The sequence below is a fragment of the Parerythrobacter aurantius genome, assembly GCF_045291475.1.
Lineage (GTDB): Bacteria > Pseudomonadota > Alphaproteobacteria > Sphingomonadales > Sphingomonadaceae > Parerythrobacter > Parerythrobacter aurantius.
The window spans coordinates 1,447,071-1,473,573 of sequence record NZ_CP147985.1; the positions used below are offsets into that span (position 1 = coordinate 1,447,071).

The window sequence follows — 26,503 nt, forward strand, 5'->3', positions numbered from 1 at the left end:
GCTCAGAAGGTGAATTCCGTCGTCAGCGGTACGTGGTCGGACGGCTGGGTCCAGTCGCGCGCATCCTCGAACACGCGGTGCGCGGTTGCCTGCGCTGCCAGTTCGGGGCTGGCCCACATGTGGTCCAGGCGCCGCCCGCGATCCCCGTCGCGCCAGTTCTTCGCGCGGTAGCTCCACCAGCTGTAGTAGCGTTCGGGGGCAAGGATATGCTGCCGCCCGATATCGGCCCAGCCGTGCGCGTCCATGAAGCGCTGCAGCGTCTCGACCTCGAGCGGGGTGTGGCTGACCACCTTGAGCAATTGCTTGTGGTTCCACACGTCGCTTTCCAGCGGGGCGATGTTGAAATCGCCGACGATCAGCGTCGGGCGGTCGACCGCGTCGGCCCAGCGGGTCATCCGCTCGAGGAAATCGAGCTTCTGGCCGAACTTGGGGTTGATTTCGCGGTCGGGTTCGTCGCCGCCGGCGGGGATATAGACGTTCTCAATCACAGTACCCTTTCCGGGCCCGTGGGTCAGTTCGACGCCGACATGGCGTGCCTCGCCATTATCCTGCCAGTCGTGGCGCGAAAATTCGGTGAAAGGCACTTTGCCCACCGTGGCAACGCCGTGATAGCCCTTCTGCCCGTGCACCGCGAAATGATGGTAGCCGAGTGCGCGGAACGCCTCGTAGGGGAACTGGCTTTCCTGGCACTTGATTTCCTGCAGGCAAAGTATGTCGGGCGCCTGCTCCTGCAGGAAGCGTTCGACGATCGGCATCCGCAGGCGGACCGAGTTGATATTCCATGTCGTGACCGAAACCATGGCGCTGCCTTAGGTCGCAGCACTGCCAGCGGCAAGCGGGCCGTTGGCGCTTTCGCTTTCCTGTCATGCGAAGGCGCGATAGCAGGCGGCACACCAGTTGCTCTGCGGGAGATCGAGAATGCGCCTGTCCACCAAAGCCCTCCTCGCCGCGATGGCGCTGCCGCTCGCCGCCTGCGGAGCGGCGTACGACAGCGGCGGGGTGAAGAGCGCGTCTGCCGGTTCGGCCGTCCAGCAGAAGAAGGCGAAGAACGTCATCCTCTTCATCGGGGACGGGATGGGGATCTCGACCGTCACCGCCGCGCGCATCTATGCCGGGCAGAAGCTGGGGCAGACCGGCGAGGAGTATGTGCTGCCGTTCGAGACCTTCGAAAACGTGGCGCTGGTCAAGACCTACAATACCAATGCCCAGGTGCCCGACAGCGCCGGGACGGCGAGCGCGATGAACACCGGGATCAAGACCCAGATCGGTTTTCTCGGCATCGGGCCCGAGGCAAAGCGCGGGGATTGCGCGAGCGGCAAGGCGCACGAACAGGCGCTGCTGGGCGAACAGGCCAAGGCGCGCGGCCTCGCCCTCGGTATCGTCAGCACGGCGCGGATCACCCATGCGACCCCGGCCGCGGTCTATGCCCGCAGCACCGACCGTAATTGGGAATCGGACGCAGCCATTCCGGAATCGCAGCGCAGCCTGGGCTGCGACGACATCGCCCGGCAGCTGGTGGCTGCCGATTTCGACGTAGCCCTCGGCGGCGGGCGGGCGGCCTTCTTCGGCGCCGACAAGGGAGGCCGCAGGCTGTCCGCAGCAGCCGACCTGCCAGCCCAATGGACTGCGCGAACCGGCGGCAGCTATGTCGAGACCGCCAGTGCCATGGCCGCAGCGCCGCTGGACAAACCGCTGTTGGGCATCTTTTCGCCCAGCCACATGACCTACATGGTCGACCGGCCCGCCGACAGCAGCGAGCCGACGCTGACCGACATGACGAGGGAAGCCGTCAAGAGGCTCTCGCAGGATCCCGACGGCTATTACCTGATGGCGGAAAGCGGCCGCATCGATCACGGCCATCATGCCGGCCAGGCCGGCTATGCGTTGGAGGAAGCGGTCGAATTCGCGCGCGCCATCCAGTGGGCGATCGACAATACCGACCCGTCGGAAACGCTGATCCTCGTGACGGCCGACCACAGCCATGTGTTCTCGATCGCCGGCTATCCGCGTCGGGGCAACGACATCCTCGGCCTCGTCGTACCTCCCGACGGGGGCGGCGAAGACGGCGGCGACACTGCCGGCGGGCCGACCCTTGCCGCAGACGGCAAGCCCTATACGACCCTGTCCTATGCCAACGGGCCGGGCGCAGTGGCAACGGCGCCAGGACGGCCCACGCCGGAAACGGGGGTCAAGGCGCGGCAGCAGTCGCTCGTTCCGCTGGAAAGCGAGACGCACGGGGGCGAGGATGTCGCCCTCTATGCGACGGGGCCCGGCGCGGAGCGTGTCCGCGGCGTGATCGAGCAGAACCTGATCTATCGCATCATCGTAAAGGCACTGGGCTGGGAATGATTGGCCCATGCAGTGCGCACCGGGCGCCTGCCGGCACAAGGGTGCGCCAGCAGTCTGCCAGTCGCCGCGCGCTGACGGCTGGGTCCGACTTTATTGCATGGACAAAAAAACCCTCGTGCCGGGGGCAATTGGCACGAGGGTTCATATAAGCGTTCGTCACGCTGTTAACAAAGCGGGCTTCGCGGAAGATCGAGGCAACAGGGGGGAAACCCGTCTTCCATCCGCCTTGTGAAACAACATTACCGACCGGTGGCTTTCGCCGCAATGAACGGCCTGTCACGCTTTGTCGCAGCGGCCGCTCGTTGGGACGATGAAGCGTTCACCCCGGACGACGAGTCGTCCTGCGGGGGTCCTTGTAGGTGAACGTCGAGTCAGCGACCGCGAGTCCGTAGCGATGATTCGACAGGCGCACCGTGGTCCGGTTGTTCTGCGCATCCACGGCCACCCAGTTAGTCAACTGCCAGCCGCCCGGGGCATTGCCGTTGCGGGTGAAGATGAGCGTGATCACGCCGAATTCCGGCTTCTTGGGGTCGCGCACCTCGACGCTGAGCACGCCGTTGTTGCTCGACTTGAGCTTGCCGTATCGCTTCACGTCGCGATTGGGATCGAGCAGGGCACCCAGCGGCGAGTTGCCGATCGGCCAGCGCTGGACCTGGTTGACCTCGTAATCGATCAGCGTGAACGACTTGCCGTTGGACACCAGCAGCAGGGGCACGCCCTTCTGGTATTCGAAGCGGATCTTGCCCGGACGCTTCAGCGTCATGGTGCCGCCGACGGTCTGCCCCTTGCGGTCGGTCTGACTGAAGCTGGCTTTCATCGTGCTGATGCCGCGCAGGGCGGCGACGGCATCGTCGAGCGTGCCCGCCGACTGGGCAAGCGCGGGGGCGGGCAGCGCCACCATCGATGCGGGCAGGGCAGCCACGGCAAGCGTTGCAGCGAGCGCCGAGCCGGCCACCAGGCCGGTCGAGGCATTGCGAAGTTTTCTGATCATGGTGTTCATGCCTTCGTTCCTATTCACGAAGCGCTGAACTGTCACTGACGGATGGCGGTTCCAGCCGTTCAGGAAACTTACTTGATCTTGGCTTCCTTGAACTCGACGTGCTTGCGCACGACCGGGTCGTATTTGCGGAAGGTCATCTTCTCGGTGATGTTCCGCGGGTTCTTCTTGGTGACGTAGTAGAAGCCCGTGTCTGCGGTCGAGACGAGCTTGATCTTGACGGTTGCGGGCTTCGCCATGGTGCTTTCCTAAGAATCGTAAGGGGCCTTGTCGGCCAAAAAATACAGGCGGCGCGAGCCCGCACCGCCACATCGGGCGCGCAATTGGGCGATTCCCCTGTCAAAGTCAAGCCGGAAGCGCGGCTACCAGTACCGCCTACCAATCGCCGGGGCCAACCTTGCCGCGACCGGCCTTGACCGCGCCGCGCGCCTTCTTGGTCTTGAGCCGCTCGACCTTGCCGACGCGGTTGACCCGGCTCTTGGCGCGCGCCTTGGGCTGGCGATGGGCATCCTCGAGCAGCTTTTCCAGCTTCTCGCGCGCCAGTTGCCGGTTGGCATCCTGCGTCCGGTGTTCGCGCGCAGTGATAAGGAGATCGCCGGCAGCCGTCAGCTTGCTCCCTGCCAGCGTCCGCAGGCGGGCGAACACCGGCGGCGGCAGGCGCAGGCGGTAGATATTGACCCGAAGCTGGACTTCGGTCGCGACCTTGTTGGCGTTCTGCCCGCCCGGGCCGGACCCGGCGAGGAAGCTTTCCTCGGCCAGCGCATGGGCGCGGGCGATCAGGTCGCTATCCATTAACCGGCCCATCCCGCGCCCCGAGGGCCACGAAGTCGGCGGGCAGGGGAGCGATAGCGACAATCGGCGGCTTGCCCTCGCGCTCGACCGTCAGGCCGGCAGCGTGGAGCATGGTGCGCGGGCCGCTCTTGGGGTCGCCATAGACAGGGTCGCCCAGCAGCGGCAGGCCGAGGCCCGAAGCTGCATGGACGCGGATCTGGTGGGTGCGGCCCGTCTCGGGCAGGAATTCGATCAGCGTCCCGCGTTCGAGCCGCTGCAAGATCCGCCAGCGGGTCAGCGAAGGCTTACCCTTCTTCGCCGGGATCATCCGCCAGCCCTTCTCGGCGCTGCTGATCTTGCTCAGCGACAGGGCGATCTCGCCTTCCTCGGCCTCGGGCACGCCCGTAACGATGCCGAGATAGCGCTTGCCGACCTTGCGGTCCTCGAAGGCACGGCCGAGACGCGACAGGGCCTTGGGATTGCGCGCCAGCAGCAGGCAGCCACTGGTGTCGGTATCGATCCGATGGACCGGCACCGGCGGTCGCTGGAAACCGAGCTTGAGCGCATCGAGGTGGTTGGCGAGCGAGGGCCCACCCTTCCGCGGTGGCTCGATCGGCAGGCCGGCGGGCTTGTCGATCACCAGCGCTTCGCCATCCTCGAACAGGATTTCGATCATTTCAGAAGCTCCGCCTTCACCAGCCCGCGCACGGCATTGCCGAGGAAGAAGCCGTGTTCGAGATCCTCGATCCGCACTTCACCTTCCGTCGCCGCGCCCTCTGCCAGCAGCGAGGCCCGCAACACGCCCGGCAGCAAGCCGAGCGCGGCGGGCGGGGTCACCAGCACCCCGTCCTTCTCGACGAAGAGGTTGGTGATGCAGCCTTCGGTCAACAGCCCGTCGTCGCGCAGCAGCAGGCATTCACTCGCCCCCGCATCACGCGCCACCGCCAGCGCATCCTCGTAGAAACCCCGATCGCTGGTCTTGTGCCGCAGCCGCCAGTCGCCGCTATCGACCGGCAGCGGCAGGATCGCGCATTGCACGGGTTCCGCCCAGGGATCGCCCAGCGGCGCAGCCTCCAGCGTCGTCGCCCCGCTGCGGGCGCAGGTCAGTCGCAGACGCGCGGGCGCATCGAGGTCGAAGCACAGCGCCTGGATCGCATTGCGCGCGGCATGACGGTCGAAGGCAAAGCCCAACGCGCCCGCGCTCGCCTTCATCCGTTCCAGGTGCGCTTCGAGCAAGGCGATGCCCGCTTCAGGATCGAACTTCATGGTCTCGATCAGGTGGAACCCCGGCGCAGTGAGGCCGGGACCGCTCGAACGCGCAAAGCCTCCCTTGAGGATCGTCTCGCGCCACTCGGCCCCGGCATCGCTATCCGCGACGATGGCCGAGCCGACACCCAGCACGGCCTTGCCGCGATCATTCTCGATCGGGGTCAGCCGCAGTGTGCGGATAGCCACGTTGAACGCCGCATCGCCGCTCGCATCTATGCGCCCGATCGCGCCGCAATAGGGCCCGCGTGCATCGCGCTCCACCTGGTTGATCAGTTCCATCGCCCGGATCTTGGGCGCGCCGGTGATGGAACCGCAGGGGAACAGGGCGCGAATGATGTCGAGCGCGCCCTTGCCCGGCTGCAAGCGGGCGTGGACCGTGGTCACCATCTGGTGGACGGTGGGATAGGTTTCGACCGCGAAGGGCCTCTCGACCGCCACGCTCCCCGCCTCGGCCACCCGGCTGAGGTCGTTGCGCATCAGGTCGACGATCATCAGGTTCTCGGCCTTGTCTTTCGTGCTCTGCTGCAAGTCCTCGCGCAGGGCGGCGTCGGCGGCGGCATCGGCGGCGCGCGGGCGGGTGCCCTTCATCGGCTTGGTCCGCGCTTCGTCGCCCTTCATCGAAACGAACAGTTCGGGGCTGAGGCTGAGCAACCAGTGCGACCCGTCGAAGATCATTCCGCCGTATCCGGCCTGCGCCGCCGGGCGGAGCGCCGCGTAGAGCGCAACCGGATCGCCCGAGTAGGCTCCCGCGAGCGGCAGGGTCAGGTTGGCCTGGTAGATATCGCCGGCGCGGATGGCCTCCTGCAAGGTGGCGAAGGCCGCATCGTAGGCACCCTGCGACAGCTGCGGTTCGAGCGGGCCGAGCGATGCGCTGCCCCGGCTTCGCGCGGCAAGCCAGCCGGTAACCTCGCCCGGCTCCAGGACGGTTTCGTCCGCGAACAGGGCGAGCCAGACCAGCGGTCCGGCGGCACCGGTGCGCGCTGCGGCAAGCGGGGCGAGCTTCGGCTCGATGGCGAGGCCGGCCTCGTAGGCGATGTATCCTGCCAGCGTGCCGCCCCGTTCGGCCTGTGCCGCGCGCGCCGCCTCCAGCACCGGCTCGACCTGCTCGGCGCGGTGGGCAACGAACGTCGCGACGGCATCTTCGTACAGATGCGCCGGAGCCGCGCCTTCGGCGCGCGCATCATCGAGCAGCACGAAGGGAGCCAGGGTTTGCCCAATCTCTGCTAGTGCGTCGGCCATTTCACCCGCCATAGCCGAGGACGCGCGAAATGGAACCGTGCTTGACCATACCGCCCTCGACCCGCCACACAGCACGAAACGCATGAATCGCGGGGGTCTTACGTCAGAATGAGCCAGATTTTCCTCGGCCTCGCCGCCAATGGCGAGAAGCAGTATCTCGATCTCGGGCGCGCCAACCGCCATGGCCTGATTGCCGGGGCAACCGGGACCGGAAAGACCGTGACCTTGCAGGGTCTGGCGGAAAGCTTCTCGGCCGAAGGCGTGCCGGTGTTCCTTGCGGACGTGAAGGGCGACCTGTCGGGCATCTGCATGGCTGGATCGCCCCAGTTCAAGCACGCCGACAAGCTGGAAAGCCGGGCCAGGGAACTGGGCATTGACGACTATGCCTATTCGGACAATCCGGCCGTGTTCTGGGACCTCTATGGCGAGCAGGGCCATCCGATCCGCACCACAGTGTCGGAAATGGGGCCCCTGCTGCTCAGCCGTCTGCTCGACCTAAACGAGACGCAGGAAGGCGTGCTGCAGATCGTCTTCCGCCATGCCGACGAGAACGGGCTGCTGCTGCTCGACTTCGGCGATCTCCAGTCGGTCCTGGCTTGGGCGGCGGAGAACTCCAAGGAACTGTCTGGCAAATACGGCAATGTCACCAAGCCGACGGTGGGCACCATCCAGCGCCAGCTCCTGAGCTTCGAGGCGCAGGGGGCGGACAAGTTCTTCGGCGAACCGGCGCTCGAGATCGCCGATTTCCTGAAAGTCGATGACCAGGGCCGGGGGATGATCAACATCCTCGCCGCAGACCAGCTGATGCGCAGTCCCAAGCTTTACGCCACCTTCCTGCTGTGGCTGCTGGCGGAACTGTTCGAAAGCCTGCCCGAGGTGGGCGACCCGGAGAAGCCCAAGCTGGTGTTCTTCTTCGACGAGGCGCACCTGCTCTTCGACGATGCGCCTAAGGCGTTGCAGGACAAGATCGAGCAGGTCGTGCGCCTTATCCGCTCCAAGGGTGTGGGCGTCTATTTCGTGACCCAGAACCCGATAGACATCCCGGAGGAGGTCGCCGGGCAACTCGGCAACCGCGTGCAGCATGCCCTGCGGGCCTTCACCCCGCGCGACCAGCGGGCGATCAAGGCGGCGGCGGAAACCTTTCGCATCAACCCCGACCTCGACGTCGAGAGCGTCATCACCGAACTGAAAACCGGCGAGGCGCTGGTTTCGACGCTCGATGCCGAGGGTGCGCCGACGGTGGTGCAACGCACCCTGATCAAGCCGCCGCGCAGCCGCCTCGGGCCCGTTACGCCGAAGGAGCGGGCCATCGTCCAGTCGATCAGCCCGGTCGACGGCAAATACGATACCGCGGTGGACCGCGAGAGCGCCGAGGAAGTGCTCGCCGCCAAGGCCGCCGATGCAGCCGCGACCGCGCAGGAAGTGGCGGAAAAGGGCGTCGAAGAGGTGGCGAAGCGCGAACGCAAGACACCCTCGATGTGGTCAAAGGCCGGCAAGGCCGCGGCGACCGCTGCCGCAGGCTCGCTGACATCGATCGCGGTGGCGACCGTGCTGGGGAAGAAATCCAGCGCCAACCCGGTGCAGACCGGCATGTCCGCCTTCGTCCGCAACATCATCGGCGGGCTGATGCGCTGATCAGGTGGCGGGAAGCCTGATTTCCGCCCGCAGGCCGCCTTCGGAGCGGTTTTCCAGCACCAGTTCGCCGCCGTGCTGTTCGGCGATGGCGCGGGCGAGGGTGAGGCCCAGTCCGGCACCGCCCGTGGCACGGTTGCGGCTGGCCTCCCCGCGCTGGAAGGGTTCGAGCATGGTGGCGACCTGGTCGGGCGGGATGCCGGGGCCACTGTCGTCGACCCGCAGAACGACCCGGCCCCCCGCACGCAGCAGGCTGACCTCGGCGCTCCCGCCATAACGCAGGGCGTTGGAGATGAGGTTGCGGAGCGCTCGCCGCAGCCAGGTGACCTGCACCGGCAGGACGATCTTCTCGCCGGCCGACACGATAACGGGTTCGCCCATGTCCTCGAACTCCTCGACGACCGATTCGACCAGCGCACCGAGCTGCGCAGCCTCCGGCGGGGCCTTCGCGCGACCGATGCGGGCGAGCGAAAGGATATCGTCGAGCGAACGGGTAATGTCCTCGATCCCGGCCGCCATCTTCGCGCGCTGGGCTTCGTTCTCGACCGATTCGATCCGCACCCGCAGGGCCGTCAGCGGCGTCTTCAGGTCGTGGCCGATCGCGCCGAGCATCACGTCCTTCTCGTCGAGCAGCGCGGCGATCCGCTGTTCCATCGCATTGTGGGCGACCTGGAGTCGCTGGATGTCGTCGGGACCGCTGGGCGGCAACGGCTCGCCGGCGTTCTGGTCCCGCGCGAATCGCTCGGTCCGTTCGGTCAGCGCGGCCAGCGGCCGGGTGATGCGGCGCAGAAGGAAGTAAAGGACCAGCGAGAGGACCAGCACCAGGATCAGCGTTTGCAGCACCAGCGTCCCGATCACGCGGGGTTCACGGGCGGGAATGGGGACCCGGGCCACGGTCCACGGCGCCTGCGCAGAGGGCCTGTAAGCGGCGACGAGGATGCGCCGGTCCTGCCAGTCCGGCCAGCGGGCAAAGCGCGGATTTCCTGCGGCTCGCTCGATAAGAAGCGGATCCGCGCCAGCGCGCCGCCTGGTCACGAAGACGTCGCTGGCCTCGGTACCCTGACTTTGCAGGAGCTCTTTGAGATCGGCCGACAGGCGGGAGATGTTTTCTTCGCCTGGCAAAGTCGTCAGTTCCTGCGAGACTTCGCGGCGCAGGGGCCGCAGGCTGTCAGCATCGCCAAGAGCGCCCGCAGCTCGCCGCATCCGCCGGGCGACATCTCGCCGCGTACCGTCGCGCGGCGGCTCGACCAGCAGGCTGATGGCCGCGGCATTGAGGATTGCAGCCTCGCGTCGGCTCTCGGCGGCGCGGTAGAGCAGTATGGCGGAAATTGCCTGTGCAACCAGCAGGGCGGCAACGACCGCCAGCAGGGTCTGGCCGAGCAGGTTGCGGGGCACGAAGCGCATCGGGCTAGCCCTGCGCCTGGCGGGTGACATTGGCCGCGAAACGATAGCCGCCGCCGCGCACCGTCAGGATGAGTTGCGGATCGCGGCTGTCGGCCTCGACCTTACGCCTCAGCCGGCTGACCTGGTTGTCGACCGCCCGGTCGAACAGGTGCGCCTCGCGGCCCTGCACCATGTCGAGCAGACGGTCGCGGTCGAGCACGCTGCGGGGATGATCGAGAAAGGCGCGCAGCAGGCGGAACTCGGCGGTCGAGATCGGCACCACCGTGCCATCGGGATCGGTCAGCTTCTGCTTGAGCGGATCGAGCTGCCACCCTTCGAACCGGTAAATCCATTCATCCTGCGCGGTTGCATCTATGGCAGCGCCATTATGACGCGCCCCGCGACGCAGCACGGAACGGATACGGGCGACCAGTTCGCGCGGCTCGAAGGGCTTGGTGACGTAATCGTCGGCACCGATCTCCAGCCCGACGATGCGGTCGGTCGCCTCGCCTCGCGCGGTCAGAAGGATGACCGGCAGGCCCTGCGTTTCGGCGAGGAAACGCGTCAGCGAAAGGCCGTCTTCGCCCGGCATCATGATGTCGACCAGCGCGATGTCGGGCGCCTCGTTCAGCAGGACGCTGCGGGCGCCAGCGGCACTGGCAGCCTCCGACACGCGGAACCCCTGGCCGGTGAGATATTCGGCCAGGGGCTCGCGCAGGCTTTGCTCGTCATCGACCAGCAGGACATGGACCGGCGCGGTGAGTTCTGGTGTGCTCGTCATCCGCGCCGGACCCGTTTACTGGCCGCGCCGTTCGCCGCGCATGGCCTGGCGCGCAGCCTTGCGTTCCTCGGCGGAGATAGTGCCGTCGCCATTGGCGTCGGCACGGTCGAACCGGGCGAGGGCGGCAGACTGGAATTCGGCCTTGGTCACCTGGCCGTTGCTGTCGGCATCGGCGCGCTGCAGCATGCTTTCGGGTCCGCCGCGGCCGCCGCGCATCCCCATGCGTCCGCCGCCGCGCCGGTCTCCGCCGGCGGCCTGGCGCTCGTCACGCTTGTCGGCACGCGCTTCCCGGGCTGCCAGGAACTCCGCCTGGCTCAGCATGCCGTCGCCATTGGTGTCCATCCTGGCGAAATGTTCGGCGGCGCGGGCGGCCTTGTCCGCTTCGCTGAGGACGCCGTCGCCATTGGCGTCCATGCGTGCAAACATTGCTTCGGTGCGTTCCGCCACTGCGGCACGCGTGGCCGGCGGGCCATCGCCGCGCGGGGCTGCCGTCTGGGCGACGGCCGCGCCGGCTGCGACCAGCGAGCCGGTGGCGAGAATGAGGGCAATCTTCTTCATGGTTCACTCCATTATCCTGATCGGGCGGAGCTGCGAAGCGGGTAGAGGATGGGGGGAAGGACTGACCCGCCGCGCAGCTCACATTGCCTTTCTACCGGCGCCATGTCGCAGCAGTTTGCCCGTTTCGCGGAAATTTGTCGCGGCTTGTATCGGCTGCCCAGGCCTCGTCAATCCGAGGGGTACTCCGCCCGCGAACGGCCTTGCGTGCCCTCTCCGGCGGTGATGAAGATCGCGCTCGCCCGCTCCGCAATGTCGGCCGTGTGCCACACGCCCGGCGGGTTGATGGCGTATTCGCCAGCAGCGAGCGCCACCGTTTCGCGGCGACCATCGGGAAATTCCTGCGTCAGGACCATCGCTCCCTCGGTGCAGATGACCACTTCGGCGCCGCCGGGATGCATTTCCCAGCCGTCCCAGTCTGCCGTGAAGGTATGGAACGAAACGAGACGGCCTTCGGCACCGTCGGCGGCATGGCGCGCGCCATAGGCTTCGTACCACTGGAAGCCGTCGAAGGGCGGCTGGGGCACGGCGGTGGCGCCGAGCCCCAGGTGGATGAAGCTGTCGGTGAGCTTGCGTCCGCCGCCCATGGTTCAGCCCGCCTGCGTCATGCAGAAGGCGTTGAGCTTGTTGCCGTCGAGATCGCGGAAATAGGCGGCATAGAAGCCCTGATCCCCCCGGGGACCCGGCTCGCCTTCGCAGGTGCCGCCATTGGCCAGCGCAATGTCGTAGATTTCCCTGACCTTGTCGGGTGTCTCGACCTCGAGAGCGACCATCACTCCGTTGCCGACGCTCGCAGGATTGCCGTCGAACGGCTTGGTCAGCCCGATGCCTGCCGGTCCGCCCCACGATCCCCAGGCGATGAAGCCGTCGAATTCCATCATCCGCCCGACGCCCATCGCCTTGGCAATGGCATCGTAGAAGGGCGCGCCCTTGGCAAGGTCGTTGGTACCCAGTGTGACGTAGCCGATCATATCCCTGTCCTCCTCTTCGCCGGGTCGCGACTGCGACTCGGAACGTATAGAACATTACAGGAACAAACCGGCTGCGCCAAGGTCGTTAAAGCGGCTCGGTCTGCTCCATCAGCCACGCCAGCGGCTCGCCCTCCATCCGTGGGGCGAGGATGGCCCGCGTATCGGCGTGGTAACGGTCGAGCCAGGCGCGTTCGCTGACCGTCAGCAGCGACACTTCGATGAGCGTGCGGTCAATCGGCACCCAGGTGAGGTTCTCGAACCCGAACCAGCGGCCCTCATCCGCTCCTTCGATCGTGCGCTCCTCGGTCAGCACCAGGTTCTCGATCCTGATGCCGAACGATCCCGCCTTGTAATAGCCCGGCTCGTTGGAGAGGATCATGCCCGGCTGGATCGGCTCGAGCGTCCCGGCCTGCGCGCCATTGACCTTGCCGATCCGCTGCGGCCCTTCGTGGACCGAGAGAAAGCTGCCGACCCCGTGCCCGGTGCCATGGGCATAATCCGTCCCGGCCTGCCACAAGGCGTGCCGCGCGAGCGTATCGAGCTGGCCGCCGCAGGTCCCTTCGGGGAACACGGCCTCGGCGATGGCGATATGGCCCTTGAGCACGCGGGTGAAGCGGTCCTTCATCTCTGGTGTCGGTTCGCCCGGGCCGATCCAGACGGTGCGGGTGATGTCGGTCGTCCCGCACGGATACTGGCCGCCTGAATCGACGAGGTAGATGCTGCCCGGCGGGATCGGGATATTGCTGTCCTCGTCGACCTTGTAATGCGGCAGCGCGGCGTGGCCGGCGGCAGCGGAGATGGTGTCGAAGCTGGTATCGCGCAGGTCGCCATGCTGCTGGCGGAACTCGAGCAGCCTGGCCGCTGCGGCCAGTTCGTCCACTCCGCCCTTGGGCGCCTCGATGCCGAGCCAGTGGAGGAATTTGCTGACCGCCACGCCATCGACCGCCTGCGCATCGCGGTGGCCCTGCGCCTCGACCGCGTTCTTGCGCGCCTTGGGCAGCATGGTCGGGTCGCGCTGCATAACCACCGCCGCGCCTGCGCCTTCCAGCGCGAGGGCAATCCCGGCCACGGCATAGTCGGGATCGATCGCCACGCGCTTGCCCTTGAGCTCGGCGAGCGCCGGTTCGAACTCGCTGCGCTCGCGGATGGTCACGGCGTTGCCGAGGTGCTGGCGCAGTTCCGGCGTGACCTTTTCGCCGGCGATGAACAGTTCCGCGGTGCCGTCCTCATGCGCGACGACATAGGACAGCGCGACCGGCGTATGACTGACATCGGCCCCGCGAATGTTGAGCAGCCATGCCACCGAATCGAGCGCCGAGATCACCGCCGCATCGAGCTTCTTGTCTTTCAGCCACTGCGCCACTTCGCTGCGCTTCTCGGCATGGCTGCGCCCGGCGAGTTCATCGGTGTGGACGCTGGCCACCGCCGCCGAGGGTTCAGGCTGGTCCTGCCAGACGGCATCGATCGGGTTGCCGTTAACAGGCACCAGCTCCGCGCCGACCTCGGCCAGCATTTTCGCCGTCTGCTGCATCCAGCCGCGCGAGTGGAGCCACGGGTCGAACCCGATCCTCGCGCCTTCGCCGGCATTTTCGGCGAGCCATCTGGCGGGGCTGGTGGCGGGCACCGACTGGTAGTCGAACAACCGCCCGTCGACCTGATCGCGCACCTGCACGGTGTAGCGCCCGTCGACAAAGATCGCCGCGCGGTCGAGCAGTACCGCCGCGCTCCCGGCCGAACCGCCGAAGCCGGTCAGCCAGCCGAGGCGCTGGGCATAGGCGCCGACATATTCGCTCATATGCTCGTCGCTGATCGGCACGACGAACCCGTCGAACCCGCGCCGCTTCAGTTCCTCGCGCAGGGCGGCAAGGCGGGCTTCATGGGTTTGCATCAGCATGGGCTCGATCCTCGTGTGAATTCGTCGGCTGCGCTCTTGTGCGCCTTGTGCCTCTATCATAGGCGTAACCGCGCGGGCTTTCCACCCGACCCGTTCACCATCCGGATCCCCCGATGACCCTTCGCATCACCCCCCTGTTTGCCCTTGCCGCCGTCATGGCCGCTCCTGCCCTGGCGCAGACCACCACCGAGGAACCCACCAGCGTGACCGCACCGACTTCGCCGCCCAAGGCCGAAAAGCGCGCCTACAGCTACACCCGCCACGGGATCACTATCGAGGACCCCTATTTCTGGCTGAAGGACCAGTCCTATCCCACGGTCGATGACGCGGATGTGCTCGATTACGTCAAGGCGGAGAACGCCTGGTTCGAAGCCCAGATGGCAGGGCAGAAGCCGCTCGTCGAGGCGCTCTACGAGGAGATGAAGGGCCGGATAAAGGAAGACGATTCCACCGTCCCGCAAAAGGATGGCGACTATATCTACTGGTCGAAGTTCGACGAGGGGCAGGAATATCGCAAGCACTACCGCCGGCCGGTTGCGGGCGGGCCGGACCAGCTGATCCTCGACGAGAACGAGCTTGCCGAAGGGCAGGAATATTTCCGGCTGGGTGCAGCCTCGATCAGCCAGAACGGGCGCTATCTTGCCTATTCGACCGACACCAACGGGTCGGAACGCTACACCGCGCGGATCAAGGATCTCGAGACCGGCGAACTGCTGGCCGACGAGCTCACTAACCTGCGCGGCGGGCTGACCTGGGTCGCGGGCGACACGGCGCTGGTCTACGGCCCCTCGACCGAGGAATGGCGCACGCTCGAGGCCAGGCTGCATGTCATAGGCACGCCGGTCGAAAGCGATGTCACTCTCTACAAGGAGGAGGACCAGAGCTTCAACGTCGGGGCGGGCCTCACCGCGCAGGAAGACTGGCTGGTCATCGCCACTGGCGACAACGAGACGAGCGAAGTGCGCCTCGTGCGCGCTGATACGCCGACTGGGCCGCAGATACTGGTAAAGCCGCGCCGGAAGGGCGTGGAATACGATGTCGATGTGCGGGACGGGACGATCTACGTCCACACCAACGACGATCACGTCAATTTCCGCCTGGCGACGGCATCGCTCGATGCGCCGGGCGAGTGGACGACCCTGATCGCAGGCTCGGATGCGTTCTACCTCACGGGATTCGACCTGTTCAGGGACTTCTACGTCACCGAAGGGCGGCTCGACGGGTTGGACCAGATCCAGCTGCGCTCCTACGCCGACGCAGCAAAGGTCACGCCGATCGCCTTCCCCGAGGCGAGCTATTCGGCCGGGCTCGGCAACAACCCCGAATACGCCGTGACCAAGCTGCGTCTCGGCTACGAAAGCATGGTCACGCCTGATACGGTCTATGACTACGATGTGGAGAGCGGCGCGCTCGAACTGCTGAAGCAGCAGGAAATCCCCAGCGGCTACGACCCGTCGCTTTACCGGACGGAGCGGGTCACCATCACCGCCCGCGACGGGACGCAGGTGCCGGTCAGCATCCTGATGCGCAAGGACCGTCCGGCAGGGGCGGGTCCGCTGCATCTCTATGCTTACGGCGCCTACGGTTATGCCGTTCCGCCGGGCTTTTCGACCTCGCGCCTCAGCCTCGTCGATCGCGGCATGGCCTATGCCATCGCCCATATCCGCGGCGGCGACGACCTGGGGCGGCGCTGGTACCTGCAGGGCAAGCTCAACGAGCGCTGGAACACATTCAACGACTTCGTCGATGTCGCCAAGGGCCTGATCGACAAAGGCTATACCGAGAAGGGCCGGATCACGGCCAGCGGCGGCAGTGCTGGCGGCGAGCTGATGGGCGTCATCGTCAACACCGATCCCGGCCTCTGGGGCGCGGTGGTGGCGCATGTGCCCTTCGTCGATGTGCTCAACACCATGCAGGACGAAAGCCTGCCGCTGACCCCGGGCGAATGGCAGGAATGGGGCAACCCGATCACCAGCAAGCAGTCCTTCGCCTACATGCTGAGCTATTCGCCCTACGACCAGGTGGTGGCGCAGGACTATCCGCCGATGCTGGTCACCGCCGGCCTGAACGATCCGCGCGTGACCTATTGGGAACCGGCCAAGTGGGTGGCCAAGCTGCGCGAGCTGAAGACCGACGACAACGTGCTGCTGATGAAGACCAACATGGGTGCCGGGCACGGCGGCAAGTCGGGCCGCTTCGCCTCGCTCTACGAAACGGCGGAGGAGTACGCCTTCATCCTGTGGCAGCTGGGGCTGGTCGAGGAGTGACCGGCCTTTTCCGCCGGACCTTCACTGCTGAGCCCCGGCACATCGATGTGATGGGCCACGTCAACAATGCGGTGTGGGTCGAGTGGATACAGGACATGGCGACGGCGCACTGGGATGCGGTCGCCGCACGCGAGCACGCGGCCGCCTATGTCTGGCTCGTGGTCCGGCACGAAATCGATTATCGCGGCAATATCGGCGAAGGCGACAGCGTTACGGGCGAGACCTGGATTCCAGGCGAGCCCAGGGGCGCTACCTCGGCGCGGCGGGTCGACTTTCGCGACGATGCGGGCAAGGTAATCGTCTCGGCACTGACGACATGGGCGATGCTCGACCGGGAGACCCGCCGACCGGTGCGGGTGCGGCCCGAAGTGGTCGCACCGTTCAGACTGCGCGACTAGCCTCTAGGCAACGGCCCGCCTGTCCCCCGCACGATGACGGAACGCGCGCAAGCGTTCGCTGACCAGGCGGTTGCGCCCCGTTTCCTTCGCTTCGTAAAGCAAACGGTCGGCATGGCGGTAGATATCGGCAAAACCCGTCTTGGGCAGCGCGCCCCGCGGCACGACCACGAGACCGATGCTGGCCGTCACGACCTGGCCGAGGCCGGAAATCTCCTGGGCAACACGCGCCGGGATCGCGCGGCGCATCGCTTCTGCCCGTTCCTCCGTCCGGTCGCCCCGCATCAGCAGCAGGAATTCCTCGCCACCCAGCCGGAAGGCAAGCGAATCTTCGCATCGGTCGAGGACGGCCGCAACCTGCCTCAGGACCGCGTCGCCCGTATCGTGGCCATGACAGTCGTTGATCCGCTTGAAATGATCGAGATCGACGAGCCCGACCGTGTCGTAACCCTGTTTGCGCAATTCATCGAAGCGGGACTGGATGGCGCGCCGGTTTAGAAGGCCGGTCAGCGGATCGCTGTTCGACAGTTCGTCGAGTTCGTTCACCTCGGCGACGGCGACATCGCGTTCGCGCTTCAGCGTCATGAAACGGTCCCCCACGCCCATTGCGGTGGCGATCATTTCGCTCAGCATCCCGATGTAGAACGCAACGAGCATATCGTCCGGGCGTACGCCGGGAAGGAAGTTGGAAATTATCCCGCCCCAGCTCGATGTCATGAGCGGGATCCAGCCAATAAAGACGTAGAGGCCCGCGCGGCTGCGCCGCCATGCCGCCTGCAGGATCACGAACGTCAGCATCAAATAGGGCACCATCACCCCGACCATGTGCAGCGTCGTACTGACACCGCGCAGGGCAGGGATCGACAGGGCGTGCAAGCCGGTCAGGACAATGGAGCCGAGCGCGATCCAGGGTATCGCGCGCAGGGCCCAGCCCGACAGCTTGCCCGGTTCGATGAACGAGCGCATGAACATCATCGCCGAGCCCATTGCGGCGGTCAGCGCCATGATCAGCAGGAACCGCCATGTCTCGATACTGATATCGAAGAGGGCGTTGATGATGCCCGATCGCACCGACAGCAGCAACCCGAAGCTCGCGGCCATGGCCATGTGCCACACCAGGAAACGTTCGCGCAGGACGCGGAAAAAAGTGATGTCGAACACGATCGGGAGCAAGACCATGCCGAGCAGGATGGCGACGAGCAGGAGGCCATACTGGATATCGGGATCGTCCGACGGGTTTTCGGCCACGAGTTCGGCATTGAGGATGAGCGGCGCGTGGCTTGGCCGGTCGAACACCGCGACGAACTCCAGCACCGGGCCGTCGACGTGGGGAAGGGTCGCAATAATGTGCGGCTCGGTAGGCAGCCCTCTCACGCCTTCGGTCGTGTAGGTGCGCAGGACCCAGCCGTCCCGCTCCGTCCGCGAGGCCAGCGCCAGCTGTTCGAATTCGCCCAGCCGGGTGACGAAGTAGCGCGGTGCCGCAGCATCGGCAGGGACGACGAAGCGGGCGAGCACCCTGTCGCCTTCGCTATCCACGTCCAGCTGCTTGAGCAGGCCGGGCCTGTCGGTGCATTGCCATGCGACAGGCTGCGCCAGCACCGCTTGCACCGGCACACCGGCAGGCGCATCGGCCAGGCAGGACGGGTACAGCGGCGCATCCTGCGCCGAAGCCTGGCAAGCGGCTAGGAGCGTCGCCGCAAGCGCCGCCAACATTCGCCAGGAAATCGCCCACCCGGTCATGGCGGAGGGGCTTAGGGGAAAGGTCTTATCGACCCCTTAAGTCCATGCCTGGAAACGGGTTTTCGAGCCGAACCTATCGCAGCGCGTCAGCCACTGCGAGATAGTCGTAACCCAGTTCCTCGGCTACGGCACGATAGGTGACCTTGCCGCCATGGACATTGAGCCCTTCGGCGAGGTGCGGGTTGGACCGCAGCGCATCCTTCCACCCCATGTCGGCGATGCGCAGGGCATGGGGAAGTGTCACGTTGTTGAGCGCATAGGTGCTGGTGCGCGCCACCGCGCCGGGCATGTTGGCGACGCAATAATGGACGATATCGTCCACCACATAGGTCGGTTCGGCATGGGTGGTGGGCCGCGACGTCTCGAAACAGCCGCCCTGGTCGATGGCGACATCCACCAGCACGGCGCCGGGCTTCATCAGCTTCAGCATGTCGCGGGTGACCAGCTTGGGCGCGGCGGCGCCGGGAATCAGGACGGCACCGATGACAAGTTCCGCCTCCCCGATCATCTGCTCGATATTGGCGCTGTTGGAAAAGCGGGTCTTGGCGCGGCTTTCGAAATGGGTGCCGAGACGTTCGAGCACTTCGGGATCGCGGTCGAGAATGGTCACATCGGCACCCAGGCCGACCGCCATCTGCGCCGCGTTGAAGCCGACCACACCCCCGCCGATCACCATGACCCGGCCCGGCAGCACGCCGGGCACGCCGCCGAGAAGAACACCGCGACCGCCATGCGCCTTCTCCAGCGCGGTTGCGCCGGCCTGGATGCTCATGCGGCCCGCGACCTGGCTCATCGGCTTCAGTAGCGGTAGCGAATTGCCCGGTCCGGTCACGGTTTCGTAGGCGATTGCCGTTACGCCCGACTTGACGAGGTCGGCCGTCTGCTCAGGGTCGGGGGCGAGGTGCAGATAGGTATAGAGGATTTGCCCTTCGCGCAGCCTGGCGCGCTCGACCGGCTGCGGTTCCTTCACTTTCACCACCATTTCGCATTCCGCGAAAATGAGATCCGGTCCCTCGACGATCCGTGCACCGGCAGTGGTGTATTGTGCGTCGGTCGCCCCGATGCCTGCTCCGGCCCCGGTCTCGATCCAGACTTCGTGCCCGCGCAAGGTCAGCTCGCGCACGCTCTCGGGCGTGAGGCCGACGCGATATTCGTGATTTTTGATTTCCTTGGGGCAGCCGATGCGCATGGCGCGTCTCCTTGGGGGCAGGCGATGTGCGCGCTCGTTACAGATGAAACCAGATGGCCGCAACCGCCAGCACAGGAAAGCGGACCGGGGATTGTCACGAATCTGCAACCGACCGGTAGCGAAGCCGACGCAATTGCAACCTAACGGGCACGGCGAAGTCATAGTTGCCATCAAAAGGTAAAGCTTGTGAACCGTCTGATCCTTGCCTCCGTATCGGTGGCCACACTCTGTGTAGCCACGCCCGCATTGGCGCAGGACGCCGATACCGATGCAGTACTCCAGGAACTGGCGGAAATGCGCGCCAAGATGGATGCGATGAGTGCGCGTATCGAAACGCTGGAGAGCGAACTGAAGGTCGCGCGCGGGGAAGCGGCCGCTTCTGCCGAAGTCGCGACGCGCGCGGAAAAGACCGCTACCGAAACCGCTGCGAAAGCGGGAGCGACCGAGATCGCTTGGAAGGGCGCGCCCGAACTCAAGGCCAAGGGCGGCTGGAGCTTCAAGCCGCGCGGGCGCCTGCAACTCGATGCCGGTATCACCGCCGTGCCCGATTCGACCGGCCGCAGCGACGGGTTCGCAAGCGAGCTGCGTCGCGGTCGGCTCGGCGTGCAGGGGACGGTCCCGGGCGGCTTCGGCTACAAGTTCGAAGTCGATTTCGACGGCACCAATGTCGCGATCACCGATGCCTTCCTGACCTACCAGGATGGCGACCTCGAACTGCAGATAGGCCAGCACAACAACTTCCAGGGGCTGGAGGAACTGACCAGCAGCCTCTTCACCTCGCAGCTCGAACGCGCCGCCTTCACCGATGCTTTCGGCTTCCAGCGCCGCCTCGGCGCCTCGGCGATCTATTCCAGCGGCGACTTCATCGTCGAGGGGGGCGTGTTTACCGACGCCATTCCCGACCTGCCCAACGAAAACTGGGGCGCCTCGGGCCGCGTGGTCTATGCCCCCAAGCTCGGCGAGACGCAGCTGCACTTCGGCCTTTCGGGCCATTACGACGATCTCGGCCCGGGCAGCACGGTGCGCTACCGCCAGCGTCCGGCGGTCGCCTTCACCGACGAACGCTTCATCAACACAGGCTCCTTCGCCGCCGGCAGCGAAACCGGATACGGTGCCGAATTCGGCCTCGTGAACGGGCGGTTCCATGCCGCCGGCGAAGCCTTCTGGCAGGGCGCAAGCCGCCCGGGCGCGCTGGTGGATCCCACGTTCTTTGGTGGCTATGCCGAAATCGGCTATTTCCTTACGGCCGGCGACACGCGGGGTTACAAGGACGGCAAGTTCGACCGCGTCAAGCCGTCCAGGCCGGTCGGCAAGGGCGGCCCCGGCGCATGGCAGGTCAACCTGCGCTACGACCGGCTCGATCTCTCGGACGGGGGCATCGTCGGTGGCGCCCAAGACGGCCTGCTCGCCTCGCTGATCTGGACCCCGACCGACTATACCCGCTTCATGGTGGGCTATGCCCGCCTGCTCTATTCCGATGCGGTCTACGCAGCGGCCGGCGGTGACCGCGATTACGCGGTCGATTCGCTGGGCATGCGGGCCCAGATCGACTTCTGAACCAAGGCGACCCGCACTGTAATCGCACTGTCACGCATGAAACCTAATGGCCCTGCCATTGCTGAACCAAGGACCTGAGACAATGAAACTGATCAAGACCATCGTACTGGCGACCGCAGCCGGTCTCGCCCTGACCGCTTGCGGCGACACCGGCGGTGCCGGCGGCACCCGTGATGCCATCCGCGCGGTCGGCTCCTCGACCGTGTTTCCCTTTGCCAAGCTGGTCGCCGAGACCTTCGCCCGCAACAACAGCGGCTTCACCTCGCCGCTGATCGAATCGACCGGTACCGGCGGCGGCATCGAACTGTTCTGCTCGGGCGTCGGGGCGAATACGCCGGACATGGCCCATGCCTCGCGCCGGATGAAGACCGAGGAATTCGACACCTGCAATGCGAACGGCGTGACCGACATCGTCGAACTGCAGGTCGGCCTCGACGGCATCGCCTTCGGCAGCGCCAAGGGCGGAATCAACATGAACCTGACGCCGGACATCGTCTATCGCGCGATCGCCGCCAAGCCTTACGGCAAGGAACAGACCGCGCAGACCTGGAAGGATGTCGATCCCTCGCTGCCCGACCTGCCGATCCTCGTCTACGGCCCGCCTTCGACCTCCGGCACGCGCGACGCGCTGAAGGAACTGGTCATGGAGGCCGCGTGCAAGACCAATGACGAGATGAAGGCGCTGAAGGAAAAGGACGAAGACGCCTACAAGGCAACCTGCACCGACGTCCGTTCGGACGGCAAGTATGTCGACCAGGGCGAACAGGACAACCTCATCGTCCAGAAGATCGAAGGCAATCCGAACGCCGTCGGCATCTTCGGCTATTCCTACCTCGAAGAGAACCTGTCGAAGCTGCAGGGCCTGAAGATGAACGGCGTCGATCCGACCTACGAAAACATTTCGAGCTTCGAATACCCGGGTGCCCGCCCGTTGTTCGTCTATGTCAAGAAGGCCCACGTCGGCGCCATCCCGGGCCTCGCCGAATATCTCAAGCAGTGGACCATGCTGTGGGGCAAGGACGGCGAGCTGACCAAGATCGGTTTCGTCGCATCGCCCGAAGCGGAGCAGGCCGCCAACGCCAAGAAGGCGACCGAGCTTGCCCCCCTGCTGACCAAGGCCGACCTCGAAAAGAAGTAAGCCCGGACAGATCCGGCCGGTAATCGGAGGGCCGGGGCCCCTGCCACATGCGGCAGCGGCTCCGGCCCTTTCCTTGTCAGCGCCCGGCGTCTGGCAGGTCCTGCCAGCGGGCGGAGATGTTGCCCGGTGCGTCCGCCGGCCGGACCTCGACCGCCACCCCCGCCTGGCGCAATCGCGCGGCAAGCTGCCCGGCGGGCTGGGCGGGTCCGGACAGGACTACGGCCAGCCCGGTGCGGCTTGCGGCCCACTCCATCAGCCCCGCGGCGAGCTGGCCCTCCTCGCCGATTTCGCCCGCAACCAGCGTCACGGACGGCAGCGCTGCCGGGGGCGGGCGCAGCCGCACCTCCCATCCCTCCATCCCGCGCGCGGCGCGCTGCTCGAGCAGGCGATAGCCCTCCAGCCCCAGCCCGGGCAAAGGGCGGGCGTCGGCGAGAACCCGGCGGTTGTTGCGGTCCACGGTTATCTCGTCCTGCGGCACGCCAGCGACGGCGGAGAGGCGTTCGGTCAGGGCGGCGACCTGCTGCGTATTGCGGCGCGATTCCTCTTCTTCGCGAGCTGTCGCGAGCTGGGCCTGTTCGGCTGCCCGCGGGTTGTTGCGGACAAGGAACTGGTCGAGTTCCACATCGACCTGGCGGTCCAGTATTCGCGCCAGCCTCGAACCGATCGCATCGTCCGCTCCGACCGCGAAGCGCGGGGTAAGGACCGACCCCTCGACACGCAACGGTTCGGCATCGAAGCGGATATCGAGCTGGTCGATGCGGGCGTCCTCGACGAAGGCGTCATCTACAGCGGTGCGGATCTGGCGCGATGCATTCGCCTCCCAGGCGATGGTGCGCAGCGACAATGCCAGCGGCACCGCCATCAGCACGAATCCGGCGATGATTATCAGGTCCTGCACCCGGTTCTGCCGCTCGGTGAAACGGGACCGGAAACCGTACAGGCGTGCCATGATCGCCGCAGTGAAGGCGATCGTCATCAGGTTGGTCGCAAACAGCATCAGCGCGCCGCCGAAAACGGTCCAGTTGACCGTGGCGAGACCGAAGCCGATCACGGCGAGCGGAGGCATCAGCGCGGTCGCAATCGCCACGCCGACGATGGTGCCCATCTTGCCCCTGATGGTGGCATAGGTACCGGCAAGAGCCGAAAACAGCGCGACCAGCAGGTCGAACAAATTGGGCCGGGTCCGTCCCGCGATCTCGGTGGTCACGGTCTGGAGCGGCGACAGCAGCACGATCAGTGCGCAAAATGCGATTGCCAGCATGGACCCGACGGCCAGGGCCCGCAGGCATCGCTTGAGCCAGGCTATGTCGCCCGTCGCCATGGCGAACCCCGTGCCGACGATCGGGCTCATGAGGGGCGACAGCAACATGGCCCCGATGACGACCGCAGGCGAACTGAGCAGCAGGCCCAGCACCGCGATGCCCGCCGACATGGTGATCATGAAGATATAATGCGACGTCAGCATCGTTTCGTCGCGGATGCCTTCGATGACGGCGTCCTGGTCGACGTCCTCGACGACCGCTTCCCGCCACCAGCTGCGCAAGTGCACGAGCGCCCGCAACAAGGTGTAATTGGTGGTCCTGCCTTTCGGCGCTTCGTCGATTTCTTCGCTCGCGTTCATGCGGGGCGGTGTGGCCCAGATAGGGCCATCATGGCAACTTCGCTGTTGTAACCCGCACGACGAATAACCCCGGGCCGTGCGTGGCACGACCCGGGGCATCCTTTGTTCCGGAGCACCTGATCAGAAGTCGACCGAAACGCGTCCGTACAGGAACCGCCCGCTGAAGCCGAACGGCGACTGCGACGAATAGGGCAGGAAGCTGTTATTGACGCCGAAGTTCACCCCCTTGACGACGCCGAAGGGCAGACGGTCGGGGTATTCGTCGAGCAGGTTGTTGGCGCCTACCGCCAGTTGCAGGTTCTCGAGCGGGTTGACCCGCAGCTCGAGGTCGACGACCCACTTCGGCGACAGGGTAATATCGCCCGGCGCATCGCCCTTGCCGATGCGGATATCGTCGCGCACCGCCGGATTGGTCAGCGAGACCGCCTGGCCATTGGCGGCGACCGACGTCACCCCGTCGGGCAGGAACACGCTGCCGAAGCGGTTGGCGTTGAGCGACAGACCGAAGGGACCGTTGTCCCAGGTCAGGCCGGCGTTGAACTTGTTGCTCGGCTGGCCATCCGTCAGGCGGAAACTTTCCTGGCGGGCAAACAGGCGCTGCACGTCGAAGGCAGAGAACGACCGGCGATCGGTGATCTCGGTGTTGTTGACGTTGAAGCCGAAGTTCACCCGGAGGTCGCCGATCCCGAAGTCGGGCAGGCGATAGCTGGCCACTACGTCGAGACCTTCCGTTTTCGTGTCGATGCCGTTGATGAAGAAGCGGGCCGACGAGCCGGCGACCCCGGCCGCCTGCAACAGCGCCACGACGTCGGCACCCTGCAGGTTTTCGGTGAGGACGATCCGGTCCTTGATCTTGATGTTGTAGTAATCGACCGTGAGGTTGAGCCCGTCGAGCAGGGTCAGCACCACGCCGCCGCCGAAATTCAGCGACTTTTCCGCCTCCAGCGGCTGCGCACCCAAGGCGACCGCGATGGGCGAGCCGACCGGGAAGGTGCCGATCTCGATCAGCTGGCCGCCGACATTGTTGGTGGAGGTGGTGGAGAAGAACTGCTGCGCCATGCCCGGTGCGCGGAACCCGGTCGCCACCGATCCGCGGACGGCAAAGCCGTCGAACGGTTCGAACCGCGCCGCGGCCTTGCCGTTTACCGTGCTGCCGAAGTCGGAGAAATGTTCGAACCGGCCCGCGATCTGGATGTTGAACATGTCCGACAGGTCGGTGTCGAGTTCGGCATATCCGGCAAAGCTGTCACGCGAACGATCGATCGCGGTCGTGGGCGAGAAGCCGGGGAACACCTGCGAGCCGGGCGCTGCGCCGTTGCTGAAGAAGAACGGGCCGGCAACGTAGCTCGCCAGTTCGCCGGCGATGATCTTGTAGTTCTCGTTGCGCCATTCCGCCCCGACCGCCAGCGAGGTGTCGCCGATGCCGAGATTGAGTTCGCGCTGCGCGTCGAAATTCACCGCCATCTGGCCCGAACGAAGCCCGCCCGCATCGAAATTGCGCGGGCTGGTCGCGCTGCCGAGCGAAACGTTCCAGCTGTTCGATACGCCGTAATCGAGCGCGTTGGTGCCGTAGGTCAGCGACAGGTCCAGGTTCCAGCCCGAGGTTTCCCCGCGCACGCCGACAGCGGCCGAGATATCCTCGATCGTGCTGTTGATCTGGGGCAGGAAGCCGTCGGGATAGAACGGCACGAAAGTCGTTGTCGATGCCGCCCAGTCGCGGTTACGGGCATCGTTGGAACGGCGATAGAACCCCGTCCCGTTGGCATCGCGGATGCCGTAGCTGCCGAAGCCGTAGAATTCGAACGCCGTGCCGAGATCGACGCCGGCATTGAGGAAGAAGTTGAAATCTTTCGATTCCCCGTCGCCGAAGCGGTGGCTGTAGCGGTCGAAGGTTACTTCGCGCGGATCGCCAGCAGCGAAATACTGCCGCCGCAGGTCTGCGCCCGAACGGTTGGTGGGGGACCGGTCCTTGTATTCCGCGGTCCAGTTAAAATAGCCGCTGTCGCCCACCGGCAGGCCGATGTTGGTGGCGATGGTCCAGGTATCCCCGTCGCGCCGCTTGCGTTCGCCGCCGGTGAAGGTGATGACGGGGTTCTCGGACTGGGTCGCCGTCAGCGTCGGGGACACGGTGTCCACCACGGCAACATCTTCCATCGTCGTGATGTACTTGCCGAAGGTAGCCTGGGCGCGGCCGCCTTCGCGTTTCTTCAGCTGCACATTGATGACGCCGGCAATGGCGTCGGAACCGTATTGCGAAGACGCCCCGTCGCGCAGCACTTCGATCCGTTCGATCGCCAGCGGCGGGATGGTGTTCATGTCGACGCCGGCCGAGCCGCGCCCGACCGAGCCGTTGAGGTTGAGCAGCGAGGACAGGTGGCGCCGCTTGCCATTGACGAGCACCAGCACCTGGTCGGGCGCGAGGCCGCGCAGCGTGGCCGGGCGCAGCGAGTCCGTGCCGTCCGTCAGCGAAGGCTGCGGGAAGTTGAACGAGGGGACGAGATTGTTGAGCAGCCGGTTGGTCTCCGTCGTGCCCTGGTTGAGCAGCGCATCGGACGACAGCACGTCGATCGGCACCGTGCTGTCGGCAACGGTGCGATCGGTACGGCGCGTGCCGGTGACGATGATCACGTCGCTTTCGCTTTCCGCAGTCGCGGCCGCTTCGTCCTGTGCCGATGCCGCGGCGGGCAAGGCTGCGAAAGCGATGACGGAAAAGGCGCTGCCCAGCAGCCAGTTGCGACGATTGCTCATGGTATTT

22 protein-coding genes are annotated in these 26,503 nt (G+C 65.9%); 6 read left to right on the plus strand and 16 right to left on the minus strand.

Features of this window, described 5'->3' with window-relative positions:
* Positions 1–2 precede the first annotated feature (2 nt).
* Positions 3–800, minus strand: a complete 798-nt coding sequence (locus tag WAB17_RS07160) for an exodeoxyribonuclease III (protein ID WP_435416673.1) — start codon at positions 798–800, stop codon at positions 3–5.
* Positions 801–918: 118 nt separating this feature from the next.
* On the opposite strand from WAB17_RS07160, the gene WAB17_RS07165 reads away from it, so the two are divergent.
* A complete protein-coding gene (locus WAB17_RS07165) occupies positions 919–2,349 on the plus strand; it encodes an alkaline phosphatase (RefSeq protein WP_435416674.1) in 1,431 nt (476 codons plus the stop codon).
* A 319-nt stretch (positions 2,350–2,668) separates the two neighbouring features.
* Here WAB17_RS07165 and WAB17_RS07170 read toward each other — a convergent pair whose 3' ends face one another.
* The 5 genes from WAB17_RS07170 to pabB form a co-directional block, all read right to left on the minus strand.
* Positions 2,669–3,340: a LolA family protein gene (locus WAB17_RS07170; protein WP_435419355.1), complete on the minus strand. Its 672-nt coding sequence runs from the start codon at positions 3,338–3,340 to the stop codon at positions 2,669–2,671.
* A gap of 77 nt (positions 3,341–3,417) precedes the next feature.
* Positions 3,418–3,585 carry a 50S ribosomal protein L33 gene (gene rpmG, locus WAB17_RS07175; protein ID WP_010233410.1) on the minus strand — a complete coding sequence of 56 codons (168 nt, stop codon included), beginning with the start codon at positions 3,583–3,585 and terminating at the stop codon, positions 3,418–3,420.
* 136 nt (positions 3,586–3,721) lie between these two features.
* Positions 3,722–4,138, minus strand: coding sequence for an alternative ribosome rescue aminoacyl-tRNA hydrolase ArfB (gene arfB / locus WAB17_RS07180; protein ID WP_435416675.1), 417 nt, complete (start codon positions 4,136–4,138; stop codon positions 3,722–3,724).
* Positions 4,131–4,793 carry an RluA family pseudouridine synthase gene (locus tag WAB17_RS07185; RefSeq protein ID WP_435416676.1) on the minus strand — a complete coding sequence of 221 codons (663 nt, stop codon included), beginning with the start codon at positions 4,791–4,793 and terminating at the stop codon, positions 4,131–4,133. The genes arfB and WAB17_RS07185 overlap by 8 nt, the downstream gene beginning before the upstream one ends.
* A complete protein-coding gene (gene pabB, locus WAB17_RS07190) occupies positions 4,790–6,625 on the minus strand; it encodes an aminodeoxychorismate synthase component I (protein WP_435416677.1) in 1,836 nt (611 codons plus the stop codon). Before pabB ends, WAB17_RS07185 begins: the two co-directional genes overlap by 4 nt.
* A 108-nt stretch (positions 6,626–6,733) precedes the next feature.
* Between pabB and WAB17_RS07195 the strand changes: the two genes are divergently transcribed.
* The gene (locus tag WAB17_RS07195; RefSeq protein WP_435416678.1) at positions 6,734–8,260 is read left to right on the plus strand and encodes a helicase HerA-like domain-containing protein; all 1,527 of its coding nucleotides are present in this window, start codon (positions 6,734–6,736) and stop codon (positions 8,258–8,260) included.
* Here the strand turns inward: WAB17_RS07195 and WAB17_RS07200 are convergent, their stop codons facing one another.
* From WAB17_RS07200 to WAB17_RS07225, 6 genes are all read right to left on the minus strand, one after another.
* Positions 8,261–9,661, minus strand: coding sequence for a HAMP domain-containing sensor histidine kinase (locus tag WAB17_RS07200; protein ID WP_435416679.1), 1,401 nt, complete (start codon positions 9,659–9,661; stop codon positions 8,261–8,263).
* A gap of 4 nt (positions 9,662–9,665) precedes the next feature.
* Positions 9,666–10,421: a response regulator gene (locus WAB17_RS07205; RefSeq protein WP_435416680.1), complete on the minus strand. Its 756-nt coding sequence runs from the start codon at positions 10,419–10,421 to the stop codon at positions 9,666–9,668.
* A 15-nt stretch (positions 10,422–10,436) separates the two neighbouring features.
* Entirely contained in the window at positions 10,437–10,979 is a 543-nt protein-coding gene (locus WAB17_RS07210) for an EF-hand domain-containing protein (protein ID WP_435416681.1), read from the minus strand.
* A gap of 167 nt (positions 10,980–11,146) precedes the next feature.
* The gene (locus WAB17_RS07215) at positions 11,147–11,563 is read right to left on the minus strand and encodes a cupin domain-containing protein (RefSeq protein WP_435416682.1); all 417 of its coding nucleotides are present in this window, start codon (positions 11,561–11,563) and stop codon (positions 11,147–11,149) included.
* 3 nt (positions 11,564–11,566) lie between these two features.
* The gene (locus WAB17_RS07220; RefSeq protein ID WP_435416683.1) at positions 11,567–11,947 is read right to left on the minus strand and encodes a VOC family protein; all 381 of its coding nucleotides are present in this window, start codon (positions 11,945–11,947) and stop codon (positions 11,567–11,569) included.
* Positions 11,948–12,032: 85 nt separating this feature from the next.
* Positions 12,033–13,841: an aminopeptidase P family protein gene (locus tag WAB17_RS07225; protein ID WP_435416684.1), complete on the minus strand. Its 1,809-nt coding sequence runs from the start codon at positions 13,839–13,841 to the stop codon at positions 12,033–12,035.
* Between the two features lie 113 nt (positions 13,842–13,954).
* Between WAB17_RS07225 and WAB17_RS07230 the strand changes: the two genes are divergently transcribed.
* Both WAB17_RS07230 and WAB17_RS07235 read left to right on the plus strand, forming a co-directional pair.
* A complete protein-coding gene (locus tag WAB17_RS07230; RefSeq protein ID WP_435416685.1) occupies positions 13,955–16,108 on the plus strand; it encodes a S9 family peptidase in 2,154 nt (717 codons plus the stop codon).
* Positions 16,105–16,506 (plus strand): acyl-CoA thioesterase, encoded by a 402-nt coding sequence (locus tag WAB17_RS07235; RefSeq protein WP_435416686.1) that lies wholly within the window; start codon positions 16,105–16,107, stop codon positions 16,504–16,506. Before WAB17_RS07230 ends, WAB17_RS07235 begins: the two co-directional genes overlap by 4 nt.
* Before the next feature lie 3 nt (positions 16,507–16,509).
* On the opposite strand, the gene WAB17_RS07240 is transcribed toward WAB17_RS07235, so the two are convergent.
* Together WAB17_RS07240 and ald are read right to left on the minus strand one after the other, a co-directional pair.
* Positions 16,510–18,216 carry a diguanylate cyclase domain-containing protein gene (locus WAB17_RS07240; RefSeq protein WP_435416687.1) on the minus strand — a complete coding sequence of 569 codons (1,707 nt, stop codon included), beginning with the start codon at positions 18,214–18,216 and terminating at the stop codon, positions 16,510–16,512.
* A gap of 100 nt (positions 18,217–18,316) precedes the next feature.
* Positions 18,317–19,432, minus strand: a complete 1,116-nt coding sequence (ald, locus tag WAB17_RS07245) for an alanine dehydrogenase (protein WP_435416688.1) — start codon at positions 19,430–19,432, stop codon at positions 18,317–18,319.
* 216 nt (positions 19,433–19,648) lie between these two features.
* On the opposite strand from ald, the gene WAB17_RS07250 reads away from it, so the two are divergent.
* Together WAB17_RS07250 and WAB17_RS07255 are read left to right on the plus strand one after the other, a co-directional pair.
* Positions 19,649–20,989, plus strand: coding sequence for a porin (locus WAB17_RS07250; protein ID WP_435416689.1), 1,341 nt, complete (start codon positions 19,649–19,651; stop codon positions 20,987–20,989).
* An 82-nt stretch (positions 20,990–21,071) separates the two neighbouring features.
* A complete protein-coding gene (locus tag WAB17_RS07255; RefSeq protein ID WP_435416690.1) occupies positions 21,072–22,127 on the plus strand; it encodes a substrate-binding domain-containing protein in 1,056 nt (351 codons plus the stop codon).
* A gap of 76 nt (positions 22,128–22,203) precedes the next feature.
* Here WAB17_RS07255 and WAB17_RS07260 read toward each other — a convergent pair whose 3' ends face one another.
* On the minus strand, positions 22,204–23,748 hold the full coding sequence (locus tag WAB17_RS07260) for a DUF389 domain-containing protein (RefSeq protein ID WP_435416691.1): 1,545 nt from the start codon (positions 23,746–23,748) through the stop codon (positions 22,204–22,206).
* Positions 23,749–23,868: 120 nt separating this feature from the next.
* Positions 23,869–26,496, minus strand: a complete 2,628-nt coding sequence (locus tag WAB17_RS07265; RefSeq protein ID WP_435416692.1) for a TonB-dependent receptor plug domain-containing protein — start codon at positions 26,494–26,496, stop codon at positions 23,869–23,871.
* Between the last annotated feature and the right edge of the window lie 7 nt (positions 26,497–26,503).